9 protein-coding genes are annotated in these 13,362 nt (G+C 55.5%); 6 read left to right on the top strand and 3 right to left on the bottom strand.

All coding sequences use genetic code 11. The features are described from left to right. Positions 1-64 precede the first annotated feature (64 nt). Positions 65-1,498: an oxygen-independent coproporphyrinogen III oxidase gene (hemN, locus tag HALO_RS05375; RefSeq protein WP_035585429.1), complete on the top strand. Its 1,434-nt coding sequence runs from the start codon at positions 65-67 to the stop codon at positions 1,496-1,498. 82 nt (positions 1,499-1,580) lie between these two features. Further along, the gene (gene fnr, locus HALO_RS05370; protein WP_035585430.1) at positions 1,581-2,327 is read left to right on the top strand and encodes a fumarate/nitrate reduction transcriptional regulator Fnr; all 747 of its coding nucleotides are present in this window, start codon (positions 1,581-1,583) and stop codon (positions 2,325-2,327) included. Here fnr and ttcA read toward each other — a convergent pair. From ttcA to HALO_RS05355, 3 genes are all read right to left on the bottom strand, one after another. Continuing rightward, complete coding sequence (gene ttcA / locus HALO_RS05365) at positions 2,320-3,231, bottom strand: tRNA 2-thiocytidine(32) synthetase TtcA (protein WP_050713150.1); 912 nt, start codon at positions 3,229-3,231, stop codon at positions 2,320-2,322. The two genes, fnr and ttcA, sit on opposite strands and share 8 nt — an antisense overlap. Before the next feature lie 101 nt (positions 3,232-3,332). Next, on the bottom strand, positions 3,333-3,986 hold the full coding sequence (locus HALO_RS05360; protein ID WP_035585749.1) for a DNA polymerase III subunit epsilon: 654 nt from the start codon (positions 3,984-3,986) through the stop codon (positions 3,333-3,335). A 5-nt stretch (positions 3,987-3,991) separates the two neighbouring features. Then, positions 3,992-5,848: a DUF294 nucleotidyltransferase-like domain-containing protein gene (locus tag HALO_RS05355; RefSeq protein ID WP_035585433.1), complete on the bottom strand. Its 1,857-nt coding sequence runs from the start codon at positions 5,846-5,848 to the stop codon at positions 3,992-3,994. A 710-nt stretch (positions 5,849-6,558) separates the two neighbouring features. On the opposite strand from HALO_RS05355, the gene HALO_RS05350 reads away from it, so the two are divergent. The 4 genes from HALO_RS05350 to HALO_RS05335 all read left to right on the top strand — a co-directional run bounded on the left by HALO_RS05350 (position 6,559) and on the right by HALO_RS05335 (position 13,320). Continuing rightward, a complete protein-coding gene (locus HALO_RS05350; protein WP_007113808.1) occupies positions 6,559-6,819 on the top strand; it encodes a DUF4212 domain-containing protein in 261 nt (86 codons plus the stop codon). A 6-nt stretch (positions 6,820-6,825) separates the two neighbouring features. Continuing rightward, the gene (locus HALO_RS05345; RefSeq protein WP_035585436.1) at positions 6,826-8,607 is read left to right on the top strand and encodes a sodium:solute symporter family protein; all 1,782 of its coding nucleotides are present in this window, start codon (positions 6,826-6,828) and stop codon (positions 8,605-8,607) included. 134 nt (positions 8,608-8,741) lie between these two features. Then, complete coding sequence (locus HALO_RS05340; protein WP_035585439.1) at positions 8,742-9,251, top strand: hypothetical protein; 510 nt, start codon at positions 8,742-8,744, stop codon at positions 9,249-9,251. Positions 9,252-9,378: 127 nt separating this feature from the next. Next, positions 9,379-13,320 (top strand): hybrid sensor histidine kinase/response regulator, encoded by a 3,942-nt coding sequence (locus HALO_RS05335; protein WP_050713149.1) that lies wholly within the window; start codon positions 9,379-9,381, stop codon positions 13,318-13,320. The last annotated feature ends 42 nt before the right edge of the window (positions 13,321-13,362 follow it).

The following is a 13,362-nucleotide window of genomic DNA, read 5'->3' as shown; positions in this document are numbered from 1 at the left end:
TCAATCTTTACGCTTTCGTCACGGGTTAGGCTAGCGGCATTACCTCACGTCGGAGCGCCCCTTCATGCCCGTTCATGCCCCTGCGGTTTCACCTCTTGCCTCGTCTGTGGCGGCAGCGCCCTTGCAGCCGGTGTGGGATGAAGCCCTGCTGCGCCGCTACGACACCAGCGGACCACGCTACACGTCTTACCCCACGGCGCTGTCATTTCACGACCAATTCACCCCCGGTGACCTGACCCAGGCACTAGAGCGTAGCAATGCCAGTCAGCGTTCGCTGTCGCTGTATGTTCACGTGCCTTTTTGTCGCAAGATCTGTTTCTACTGCGCATGCAATAAAATCGCCACCAAGAACACCGCCCTGACCGAGCCTTACTTATCCCGGCTCGACCGTGAAATGGTGCTGACCGCACGCCACTTGGATACATCACGACCGGTGGAGCAGCTACACTGGGGTGGCGGAACGCCGACCTTTCTTAGCTTGAATCAGATGGGCGACCTGATTGATCGTTTGGATGCCCGGTTTGGCCTTTCGTCCTCTGCCGATCGCGACTACGCGATTGAAATAGACCCCCGGGAAGCGGATGTATTTACCCTGCGCCACCTGCAGTCGTTAGGCTTTAACCGCATTAGCCTGGGCGTGCAGGATTTAAGCCCGTTGGTACAGAAAGCCATTAACCGCATTCAACCGCGGGTACTCACCGAAACGCTGATGGAAGAGGCGCATCGCCTGGGCTTTCGCTCGCTCAATCTCGATCTTATTTACGGTTTACCGTTTCAGACAGAAAAGAGCTTTGCGAATACCCTCCGCCAGGTGATTGAACTCAATCCGGCGCGTCTTTCAGTATTTAACTACGCCCATATGCCCGAGCGCTTTGCTCCCCAGCGGCGTATTAATGTCGATGATTTGCCGGGCGGTGAAGAGAAGCTGGCAATTCTGCGCACCACGATTGAAATGCTCACCGCGGCTGGCTACGTACATATCGGCATGGATCACTTTGCCCGGCCTGATGATAGCCTGGCCATTGCTCAGCGCGACGGCTCGCTACAGCGCAACTTCCAAGGCTACTCCAGCCATGCCCAGTGCGATTTAATCGGGCTTGGCGTTTCGGCGATTTCACGTATTGATGACGTCTACGCGCAGAACCCGAGCGATCTGGCAAGCTACGAGGCGGCGTTGGATCAGGGTCAGCTCGCTACTGTGCGAGGCGTGCGGTTGAGTGATGACGACCTAATCCGGCGGGATGTGATTGAGCGGCTGATGTGCGATATGGGCATTGATCTGGCTGCGGTCAGCCAGCGCTGGAACATCGATGCCCCCCGCTATTTTGCCCCCGCTCTGGAGCGTTTACAGAGCGCTGAGCAAGATGGCCTACTGACCCGTAGTGGTGATCGACTTAACGCCACGCCCATGGGTCGACTGCTGGTGCGCCATTTAGCCATGGCGTTCGATACCCATCTTTCTGGGCAAATAGGGCAGCGCTACTCTAAGATTGTTTAATCACCTTATTGCAGGCATGCTAACGGCACCACAATAAGTAAGAATTTGCTAATTTTATCCTGACCCACTCAAGGAGCACCGCATGTTGGAACCTATGAGCAGCCGACGCTCGCTACTCCACGAAGCGCGCTGCCAAACCTGCAGCCTTAGCTCGCTGTGCCTGCCGCTTGCCCTTGAGTTGGACGATATGGGGCAGTTCGATGCGATTATTCGCCGCCGTGCGCCGCTGAAAAAAGGCGAGCCGCTGTTTCGCCAGGGTGATACTTTTACCAGCGTTTACGCGGTGCGTTCGGGGAGTTTGAAACAGGTCACCGCCGAAGGTAACGGCAGTGAGCAGTTGACCAATTTCTACCTGCCCAGTGAACTGGTGGGGCTGGATGGCATTGATGAAGAGCACTACCCCGGTAGCGTTATCGCCCTGGAAACCACCACCGTTTGCGAGATTCCTTTTGACCGCCTGGATTTGCTCTCAGAAGAGATCCCTGAGCTACGTGGCCAGCTGTATCGGAGCATGAGCAAAGAGTTACGCGATGACCGACGCATGATGCGCCTACTCTCGCGAAAAACCGCCGATCAACGGCTGGCCACCTTTTTGATTACCCTTTCGGACCGTTTTCGTCGCCGGGGCTACTCGCCCTACAGTTTTCGCCTCTCAATGCCGAGGGCCGATATTGGCAACTACCTGGGCTTAGCGGTGGAAACCGTCAGCCGCATTTTAAGCCGCTTTCAGCAACAAAGCGTGGTGGCGGTTTCCGGGCGAGAGGTCAATATTCTCGATATGCCGCGTTTGATTACCCTCGCCGAAGAGGAAGAGCAAACGGTTAGCTGACGTTGAAGGCCTGGATGCGACCCGCCAGCAGCTCCGCCTGCTTCGCCTCTAAGCCCTCAAAATCAAACAGGCTTCGGTCTGCCAGCTGGGAGGGCGCAATATTGGTCACCGCTTTAAACATGCTTTCCAGACGGCCAGGGAACTTCTCATCCCACTCGGCGAGCATCTCTTTGACCACCTGACGCTGCATATTAGGCTGGGAGCCGCACAGGTTGCAGGGAATGATTGGGAACGCCATCAGCCGCGAAAATTCCGCAATATCCGCTTCTTTGCAGTAGGCCAACGGCCGAATAACGATATTCTTACCATCATCGGATAGCAGCTTGGGCGGCATCGCTTTCAGGTTGCCGCCGAAGAACATATTCAGAAACAGGGTTTCAAGAATATCTTCCCGGTGATGGCCCAGGGCAATTTTATTGGCCCCAATCTCTTCGGCAAMCCCATACAGCGAGCCGCGGCGAAGCCGTGAACAGAGCGCGCAGGTGGTTTTACCTTCAGGGGTTTTCTCTTTCACCACCGAGTAGGTATCGCGTTCTACGATATGATACTCCACCCCCTGTTTGTCCAGATAGGCAGGCAGCACATGCTCAGGGAAGCCCGGCTGCTTCTGATCCAGATTGACCGCTATCAACGAAAAGTTAACTGGCGCGTTGCGCTGCAAGTTGCGCAAAATCTCCAGCATCGTGTAGCTGTCCTTACCGCCGGAGAGGCACACCATCACGCGATCGCCTTCATTGATCATTTGGTAATCAATAATCGCATTGCCCACTTCTCGGCGCAGACGCTTTTGCAGCTTGTTAAATTCACGCTTCTGCTTAGCATCAGCCTGCACAGCGTCTGGAGAGGCTGCAGGAGCAACATCTGGCGTGTCAAAATGCGGGTCGAAATAATCTAGGGATTGCATGAAATAAGCACTGCCGATAGTGAAAGGCGCTAAAAGAGGAAATATTGCCACATTCTAACAACACTCACCGCCTGACCCAAACACTAGTGCTTCCACCATTCCTATGCCACCTCCGCCATAACGCGCTGTAGGCGCATATACAGAAGTGCGCTGGCGGTTGCCTCGGCAAGCACGCTTTGCACACCCATGGCAGGCACCTGCCAGCATGCCAGCGCCTGGGCGAAGCTGCTGGGCGCTTCTACCTCCGGATGCAAACGCCGCAGTTGGCGCTGATGCAGTCTCGCCACATCAACCTGGGCATTGGGTAGCGCAAAATTCAGCCGCTTAGTCAGTAGTGTATTCAACGCTCCAATGCGCTGCTCCAACTGCCAGCCCACTATGGGCCGGTTGCCGATAAATTCCACTAACGCGCTCAAGTTATCACTGCTTGGCGGCTGCACCTCCCCTGCCTCACATAGCAAATGATGACGGCGCAGCTTCGCACTTTCGGGCTGTTTCGTGCTGCCTAACGTCATCACAAAAGCGCGGCTGGTTCGTACCTGCTGCTGGCTCAGCACCACCGCCGCCAAGCTGATCACCGGCGATGCCGACGTGAGCGTTGTCGTACAGACGAGGGCTACCAGCTCATCGCCCATATAAGGTTGAAACAGCCACGCATAGGGAGAATCCGCACAACGCCGACGATCACTTTCACGGCGCAGTAAGGTGCGCAATGAACCGCTAAATAGCCCTACGTGTCGATCTAACAGCCGCATTCCGCTCACGAATACTCCAAATGATAACGATGGGAAAGCCGCTGCTTAAAGTCTTTGACAATATGCATCGCTTCGCGCAATAGGTCGCGCTCCAGGGAAGAGAGATTTTGCACCACCACACGGTTAGCGCGGCTGCCGTTTTGGGCGTTGACGTCTGAGGCACCGGCTTGATGACCGGCAGGCGTCTCCAAAACGCTTAGCTGCTGTTTAAGACGCAGCTCGGAAAACAGTGCCAACGCTTCACCCAGGTCATCGGCAAAGCGGCGATCCAAACGGCCATCGGCGGCCAGGGCGTCAAGCCGGTCGAGTGTTGAAGTGGCTTTAATCCGCCGTTCAAGTGCCATGGTGCGCACGCCGTGAACAATCGGGAAAATGCCGCCTTTCTTAATATCGATACCGTGCTGGGGCTTTTTCAATGAGCCAAACAGCGTCAGCGGCGTCGAGAAACGCAGCGCCGTGCGGGCGAAATAGGAGAGCAGCAGCTCATCGCCCGAGCAGCGTTCAAACAGCTCTTCGCGAACGCTTTCGAGTAGGCTTGGGTTACCCGCCACCGCATGGGCATCGAGCATAATCGCCAGCTTCATCAGGCTGTCGCCATCACGCTCCCTGGCCCACTTGGCGATATGGCCTTTCCACTGCGACACCGTGGCCACCCACTCGGGGTTAGACACCATAATATTGCCGGGGCACGGCGGATAACCGAGCTGAATCAGCGTATCAGTGAGCGTCTGCATATGGCTTGTAAGGTCAGGCCACTGGGTTTCATCGGCCAGAATCAGGCCGTTATCCTGATCCGTTTTGAGAATCTGTTCACCGCGCCCTTCGCTGCCCATCACCATCATGCAGCTCTGCCCGTGGTAGCGTTCATTAATGGTGAACTCCCAGGCTTTACTGATGATGCGACCGTTCAGTGCGGCGAGCAGATCCATCGCAAAGCGCAGCTTAACGCCCTGGGCCATCAGCGCTTTGACCAGCTCCGGGGTACGCTGGCTGGCGGCTGCAAGCGCCTCTAAGCTGGTTGCCTGCTCTACCTGCAGACTCACCACATAGCTACGGCTTGAGAAGTAGCTAAGCACGTCAGTGAGCTCAACAACGCCTTTCAAGGCGTTTTGCTCCATCACGACCACCCGGGCCACTTTATGGCGGGTCATCAGCACCAATACCTCAAATAAATACTGATCCGGCGCGACAGTCACCAAATTAAAATGGGCAATCTCATCCACCGGCGATGTTACCGCGCTGCCCTGCAGCACCAGGGCATTGAGCAGATCGGTTTTAGTCACCATCCCCAGGGTGTCCTGGGTCTCTACCAGCAGGCTATCGGCGTGGCTAGCGTTGAGCTGTTTGACCGCGCTGGCTATATCGGTCGTCGCCGCCATTAGCAGCGGCTCACGCATACACTCGCTCACTTTGGCCAACATAAAGCCCGCCATGGTGACACCCCCTTCGGCGCGCTTTTCGGTCAGCAGACGCGCCTTATGGGTCAGCGACTGGCGAAAGAAATTGCTGAAGTCAGGGTAGTGACGACACAGTTGCTGAAACAGCGCTTTGGGCAGTAAGTAACACAGGCACTCCTGCTCAGCTTTAAAGCGGTAGCGGCTTTTACCATTGAGAATACTGATCGCGCCAAACAGATCCCCCGCCGTGTAGTGGCCGATACGCGCGGTAGATGAGGGCAGCGTGGGGTCGATTTCTGCCACTTCGCCTTTATGAATCAGAAAGACAAACTCACCCGCCTGCCCTGTCTCTAAAATGATTTCATCACGATCAAAATAGGCAAGGTCAATGCCACGGCGGATGTGCTCACGCCCCTCATCGTCAAGGAGCGTAAACGGCAGTTGGGATAGATCCACATCAACCATGGGGTTTGACCTCATTAAACGGGGCTGCGACTAACCGGTTTTTGCCTTAAGGCGAGCTAGCAGACATAAGAAAAAACAAATAAATATCGTGACTCGATGCTGACCCACATAAACTGATCCACTCCAACGCTTCAGAAAGCAGTTATCGATTATTATATGAAGGTGGCTGTACGGGTATAAAGGATTCACTTCCCAAGTAGCAAGTAGAACCTTGTTATACCTTTAGCTATCACGCTAAGGTCGAAGCGMCCTTTGATACGCGACCAAAGTATCGATAGTTAATAACCGCCACTGCCCATTAAACGCAGCGCATGTATTTAAAGTAGCCAATAAGTGCATTTATTTGCTTACTAGACTATTGTCCCATAGCCCTGCAAACACCTACAAAATTCGCTTAACGGGCGTTCAAAAGCACTCAATTTCAACAACATGCAGTTAGCAAAGAGCCACTTCTCTGTTTATTGATACCAAAGTCTGGGATTTATTTTTTGACGTTTATTGCCCAGTATTAACAATGAGTCATGCAGGGTAATCGCACGTCACTAACTAACTCGACATTTCATATCGAATAATAAGGTGACGTGCCAACAGGAACTGACTCACCACTCCTAACGATTGAGTGGCTTTAGACGTGCGATTGCCCTGATGGGTCACACGCTATTCCTCGTGAACTTTCCCAACCTTAAAAATCACAAGTGGAGAGCAACACAATGGCAGACGACAAAACCAATGCTGCTGAATACTGGAAAGCAAACGTCCGGTTAATTTTCGGATGCCTGGCCGTTTGGGCATTTGTTTCTTACGGATGCGCTATCCTGTTTCGCCCACTGCTCGCCGGCATTCCGGTTGGCGGCACTGATCTTGGCTTCTGGTTTGCACAACAGGGCTCAATTCTAACGTTTATCGTGCTGATCTTCTTCTATGCCTGGAAGATGAACAAGCTCGATCAAAAATTTGGCCTTGGGGAGTAAGCCGGTATGAGCCAGTTTGCGATTAACTTACTGTTCGTCGGCGCCTCCTTTGCCTTGTATATAGGCATTGCGATCTGGGCGCGCGCCGGCTCAACAAAAGACTTCTATGTCGCAGGGGGTGGGGTTCACCCCATCACCAACGGTATGGCCACTGCGGCGGACTGGATGTCAGCGGCGTCGTTTATTTCCATGGCGGGTTTGCTGGCCTCTGGTGGCTACGCCAACTCTACCTTCCTGATGGGTTGGACCGGTGGCTACGTTATCCTCGCGATGCTGTTAGCCCCTTACCTGCGTAAGTTCGGTAAGTTCACCGTGCCCGACTTCATTGGCGACCGCTTCTACAGCAACACCGCTCGCCTAGTGGCGATCGTGTGCTTGATTGTAGCGTCGGTTACCTACGTTATCGGTCAAATGACCGGTGCGGGCGTGGCATTCTCGCGCTTTCTTGAAGTCAGCAACACCTGGGGTATCTGGTTAGCCGCGCTGATCGTTTTCCTCTACGCCGTATTTGGCGGTATGAAGGGCATCACCTACACCCAGGTGGCGCAATACATCGTTCTCATCATCGCTTACACCATTCCTGCGGTGTTTATTGCCTTCCAACTAACAGGCAACCCGATTCCGATGTTCGGCATGTTCAGCACGCATACTGAATCTGGTATTCCGTTGCTTGAAAAACTGGATGACGTCGTCAGTGCCCTGGGCTTCCAGGATTACACGGCCGATGTGGATAACAAGCTCAACATGGTGCTGTTCACCCTGTCGCTGATGGTCGGTACTGCCGGTCTTCCTCACGTTATTATCCGCTTCTTCACCGTACCGAAAGTGGCCGACGCTCGCTGGTCTGCTGGTTGGGCACTGGTGTTCATTGCACTCCTATACCTCACCGCGCCAGCCGTTGGTTCGATGGCACGTCTGAACTTAGCGACCACTGTGTACCCCGAAATGGCAGGGCAGGTTGAGAACTACGAAGAGGCTGCGCAAAACCCGATTCTCTACGAAGAGCGTCCAGACTGGGTTCGCACCTGGGAAGAAACCGGCCTGATCAGCTTCAACGATCTCAACAACGACGGCCGTATTCAGATGTATAACGATGCAGCTGACTACTCTGATCGTGGCTGGGAAGGCAACGAACTAACCGTTAATAACGATATCCTGGTACTCGCCAACCCGGAAATCGCCAATTTGCCCGGCTGGGTTATTGGTTTGATCGCAGCAGGTGGTATCGCGGCTGCCCTATCAACCGCAGCAGGCTTACTACTGGCGATCTCGTCGGCGATCAGTCACGATTTGATCAAGACCATGATCAATCCGAAGATCTCCGAGAAAGGCGAGATGTTGGCGGCGCGAATCTCCATGGGCGGCGCGATACTGCTGGCCACCTACCTGGGGCTTAATCCGCCTGGGTTTGCGGCGCAAACGGTGGCGCTGGCCTTTGGTATCGCCGGTGCATCACTGTTCCCCGCGCTAATGATGGGCATCTTCTCCAAGCGGATGAACAGCTCAGGCGCGGTCGCCGGTATGCTGGCGGGCTTGATTTGCACCCTGCTTTACATCTTTACCTACCTGGGCTGGTTCTTCGTGCCGGATACCAATATGCTGGCAAACACGCCGGATAACTGGATCTTTGGCATTTCGCCGCTCTCCTTCGGTGCCGTAGGCGCGATGATCAACTTCGTCGTTGCCTTCGCGGTCTCCAGAGTGACCGCTGCACCGCCGCAGGAAATTCAGGATCTGGTGGAAAGCGTTCGCTATCCGAAAGGTGCTGGTATGGCGATAGATCACTAAGTCATACTCCTTCCTAACGCGTTGTCGCCATGCGGTGATAACGCTGGGGATCGACCTTACCATCGGGCTTCCTTCGGGAGGCCCGATGGCTTTTATAGATAGCTTTTATAGCCGGCTTTTTGAAAGGATAATTTATGATTTGGCATTTGATCGCCGCCGTGTTTGCAGGCCTTGCGGCTGCAGGGATTGGCTTGATACTGCGCACTTTGAGCGGCAAACGTTTGCCCAAGTGGATAGTGCCGGTGTTTGGCGCGCTGGGTATGCTGGGCTATCAAGTTCAGGTCGAGTACAGCTGGTTTGAACATAAGCAGGCGCAACTTCCTGAGACCGCTACAGTGATATCAACGGAGAGCAGCACAGCGGTATGGCGCCCATGGACCTTTGCCATTCCCATGACCACTAAGTTCAGCATGGTCGATAGTGAAAATATTCGCATCAGCGAGCAAGACGGCGCCCGCTTAGCAGAATTTATTCTTTATCAGTTTGAACGTCACCACACCGATATTTTGATAACCCAGCCCTACGTACTCAATTGTGAGAACCGGGAGTTGGTCCCACTGGATGAAGAGTCTCGCGAGCCTATTCTCGAAGAGATACGCACGCTGCGCGAAACATCTCCGCTACTCAATAACGTGTGCACATAGACAAATAAAGTCTGTGGTATAAACAAGCTTCGAGAATGGTCGTACACGACCCTCCATTTCGCCTAGAATGAAGCCTTTTTTATTAGCGCACGTTTAGTGGGTCGCACACTCTGGCGGGGAGAAAGGCATGTTTCACGGCGGGCTACTGGTCGCGGTATCACTACTCTACATTGCCGTTCTATTCGGCATCGCCTGGTACGGTGACCGCCGCGCGCGTACCCATGGCGCCACTCGCCGGCGTCCGATCATCTATAGCCTGGCGCTGGCTATTTACTGTACCTCATGGACGTTTTACGGCGCCGTTGGCCAGGCCGCCACCGCGGGCTGGTCGTTTGCGAGTATCTTCGTCGGCCCGATATTGACGTTTTTACTGTTCTGGCCGGTGTTGGCCAAGATGATCCGGGTTGCCAAGCATCAAAACGTTACCTCGATTGCCGACTTTATTGCCTCCCGCTACGGCAAAACCCAGTCGCTGGCCGCCTTTGCCAGCTTAGTCGCCCTGGTTGGCACCCTGCCCTACATCGCGCTACAGCTGAAAGCGGTTTCGACCACCTTCAGCGTCCTGACCGATGCCACCGATGTGACCCATACGCCGCTATTTGGCGATACGGCCTTCTATGTGGCGATCGTGATGGCGATCTTTGCCATTCTATTTGGCACCCGCCACACCGATGCCACCGAACACCACGAAGGCTTAATCCACGCCGTGGCGTTCGAATCGCTGGTCAAGCTGCTGGCCTTTGTAGTGCTCGGCGCCTTTGTGACCTGGGGCATGTTCGATGGCCTGGGTGAGCTAATGGGGCACGCCGAAAGCCAACTCGAACTCCAGCGCCAGCTGGCCAATCAGGATTTTGGGCAGAGTTTCTGGGCGCAAACCCTGCTGGCGATGCTGGCGATTCTATGTCTGCCCCGCCAGTTCCATGTGGCAGTGGTGGAGAATATTCATCCTGATGACGCCACCAAAGCGCGCTGGCTGTTTCCGCTCTACCTGCTAGCCATTGCGTTTTTTGTGGTGCCCTTAGCCGCCGCTGGTCTTTTGCTATTTTCTGAAAGCGGCGTAGAGCCCGATACCTACGTACTGGCACTTTCCATGGCCTCGGGCCACCAGTGGTTAACGCTACTTACCTTTATCGGCGGTTTCTCGGCGGCGACAGGCATGGTGATTGTCGCCGCCGTGGCGGTATCGATCATGATCTCCAATGAGATCGTTATTCCAGCGCTGTTCCGGCTGCGTTGGTTTGATACCAAGGCGCGGGATTATGGCCGCTTGGTGCTACGCGCCAGGCGCCTGACCATTGTTGCCGTGCTGGCGATGGCCTACGGCTTCTATCAGCTGATTGCCGAATTCACCTCGCTGGCCTCGATCGGCATGCTCTCGTTTGCCGCCGCCGCCCAGTTTGCTCCGGCGCTGATTGGCGGGCTCTACTGGAAGCGTGGCAATCGCCTTGGGGTGATCGTCGGTATGAATGCGGGCTTCGCCATCTGGGCCTATAGCCTACTGATGCCTGCCATGATCAATGCGGGCGTGCTGCCCACCGGCTGGCTTGACGGCGGCCCACTGGGGCTTAACTGGCTATCCCCCACAGCGCTATTCGGCCTCAACTTAGGCGACAGCTTTACCCACGGCGTGATGCTGTCACTGGGGGTTAACCTGTTCTGCTACATTTTTGTATCCCAGGTCACTTCCCAGCGCGTAGTTGAGCGTATTCAGGCGTCGCTGTTTGTCGATAGCGTGGAAACCCGCCAAACCTCGGTTAACCGCCCCTGGACCGGGGCGACCACCGTCGGCGATTTAAAAGTCCTCTGCGAGCGCTTTCTAGGCGCGGGCCAAGTGGATCGCGCCTTTGAAGACTACGCCCGCCGGGTGGGTAAGCCACTTGACAACGGCACCCGCGCCTCAATTGATATTATCCAGTTCACCGAACGCTTTCTGGCCTCGGTGCTGGGCGCTTCCTCGGCGCGCATCGTGGTTAACTCAGCGCTTCAAGGGCGCGGCATCGGTATCTCGGATGTGATTTCGATTGTCGATGAAGCCTCCCAGGTATTGGAGTTCAACCGGGCGCTGTTGCAAGCCACCATCGAAAATATCAACCAGGGTATCAGCGTGGTCGACCAGAACCTGCGCCTGGTGGTGTGGAACCAGCGCTATCTGGAGCTATTCCGCTTCCCTGACCMCTTAATTCGCGTTGGCGCTCCCATTGACCGCATCTTCCGCTACAACGCTCACAACGGTGAATACGGCCCGGGCGACCCGGAAGAGCATGTGCAACTGCTACTCGACAATATTCGCGAAGGCCAACCCCACCGCTACGTTCGCTACCGCCAGGATGGCAGCGTGCTGGAGGTGCAGGGCAACCCGATGCCCGGCGGCGGCTTTGTGTATACCTACCAGGATATTACCCAGCAGAAGCGTATCGAAGAGGCGCTGATTCGCTCGGAAAACAATATCCGTATCTACACCGATAACGTGCCCGCACTGATTGCTTACTTCGATAAAGAGTGCCGCTATCTGTTTACCAACCGCGCCTATGAGCAGGCGTTCAATATTGACCGCAATGCGGTGATTGGTCGCCGCTTTGAAGACGTATTGCCGGTCAAGCAGGCAGAGGAGCGCACACCTTGGGTGAACCGCGCGCTAAACGGTGAGCGGGTTAGCTTTGAAGTCTCGCTGCGGGTCAACGAGGCCATGCGCTATATGCTGGTCACTTACACGCCGCACTTTGGCGACAGTCAGGCCATCCTGGGCTTCTTTGCACTCTATCAGGACATTACCGAGCGCCGTCAGGCCGAAATTGCCCTTAAAGAGACCAACGAAACTCTTGAGGAGCGCGTGCGCGAACGCACCCAGGCGCTCTCTGAAGCCAACGCGGCGTTGCGCCAGGAGAACCGGGTGCGCGCTGAGGCGGAGCTTGCTCTGCGCCAGGCTAAGCAGCTCGCGGAAGATGCCAACGCCTCTAAGACGCGCTTTTTGGCCGCGGCCAGCCACGACTTACTGCAGCCACTTAACGCGGCACGGCTATTTACTTCCGCGCTGATGCAAAACGTGACCACTACCGACACCCAGCGCATCGTTGGCCATATCGATAACTCGCTGCAGGCCGCCGAGGAACTGCTAAGCACCCTGCTGGATATCTCCAAGCTGGACGCAGGCGCCTTAACGCCGCGGCGCAGTCACTTTGCCCTAGCGGATATCTTCCGCCCGCTACGCGCCGAATTTGAAGTGATGGCGGACGATCGCGGGCTGGACTTAGAAGTCGTGCCTACCCAGCTTTGGGTCGACTCAGATCCTCAAATGCTGCGGCGTATTGTGCAAAACTTCTTGTCCAATGCGATTCGCTACACCCAAGAGGGTCGCGTTCTGCTGGGCTGTCGCCGCCACAACGGCTGGTTATCAATTGAAGTGTGGGACAGCGGCCCGGGTATTCCGGAATCCAAGCTGACCGAGATTTTCCAGGAATTCCGCCGCTTGGATCAGGTCTCCCGACACAAAGAGAGTGAAAAAGGGCTGGGGCTGGGTCTCTCGATTGCCGACCGTATGAGCCGGGTGCTGGACCACCCCATTAAAGTACGCTCGACGGTCGGCAAAGGGGCGGTTTTCTCGGTTAGCGTGCCGATTGTGACCGCCCGTGAGGCGAGCAGTGCCGAGCTAGAACCACAGAACCGACGCGGTAGCCATAAGCTGAGCGGAACGCGGATTGTGTGTATCGACAACGAGACGCTGATTCTGGAAGGCATGACCGCCATGCTGAGCGGCTGGGGGTGCGAGGTGTTTACCGCCACCAGTATCGGCGGAGCCAAGTCGATACTACGCAATATGGATGGCGACCCGGACGCTATTTTGGCGGACTACCACCTGGACAACGAAGTGACCGGTTTAATGGCGCTAGAAGCGCTCAGCGAGCGTTTTGAGGGGGCAGTACCGGGGATCGTGATTACTGCAGATCGTACCGAAGCGGTGGCCGAAGAGATTAAGCGGGCGGGCTATCAACTACTGCTGAAGCCCGTTAAACCGGCGGCGCTGCGGGCGCTTCTGACGCGCACTTTACAGGCCAATCGCGCGGCGCGTTAAGCGCCGCAGATGATGGTTTTATCAAGCGGTGAATAAAGGACG

The organism is Halomonas sp. R57-5 (assembly GCF_900070345.1).
Taxonomy (GTDB): Bacteria; Pseudomonadota; Gammaproteobacteria; order Pseudomonadales; family Halomonadaceae; genus Vreelandella; species Vreelandella ventosae_B.
Note: the sequence above shows the minus strand (reverse complement) of the source record. Positions and strands in the feature narration are given on the sequence as shown.

Bases quoted from the DNA above. Each gene is read 5' to 3' on its own strand.
- HALO_RS05345 (WP_035585436.1), top strand. From the start codon at position 6,826: ATGAGCCAGTTTGCGATTAACTTACTGTTCGTCGGCGCCTCCTTTGCC.
- HALO_RS05355 (WP_035585433.1), bottom strand. From the start codon at position 5,848: ATGGTTGATGTGGATCTATCCCAACTGCCGTTTACGCTCCTTGACGAT.
- fnr (WP_035585430.1), top strand. From the start codon at position 1,581: ATGTTGGAACCTATGAGCAGCCGACGCTCGCTACTCCACGAAGCGCGC.
- HALO_RS05350 (WP_007113808.1), top strand. From the start codon at position 6,559: ATGGCAGACGACAAAACCAATGCTGCTGAATACTGGAAAGCAAACGTC.
- HALO_RS05360 (WP_035585749.1), bottom strand. From the start codon at position 3,986: ATGCGGCTGTTAGATCGACACGTAGGGCTATTTAGCGGTTCATTGCGC.
- HALO_RS05340 (WP_035585439.1), top strand. From the start codon at position 8,742: ATGATTTGGCATTTGATCGCCGCCGTGTTTGCAGGCCTTGCGGCTGCA.
- hemN (WP_035585429.1), top strand. From the start codon at position 65: ATGCCCGTTCATGCCCCTGCGGTTTCACCTCTTGCCTCGTCTGTGGCG.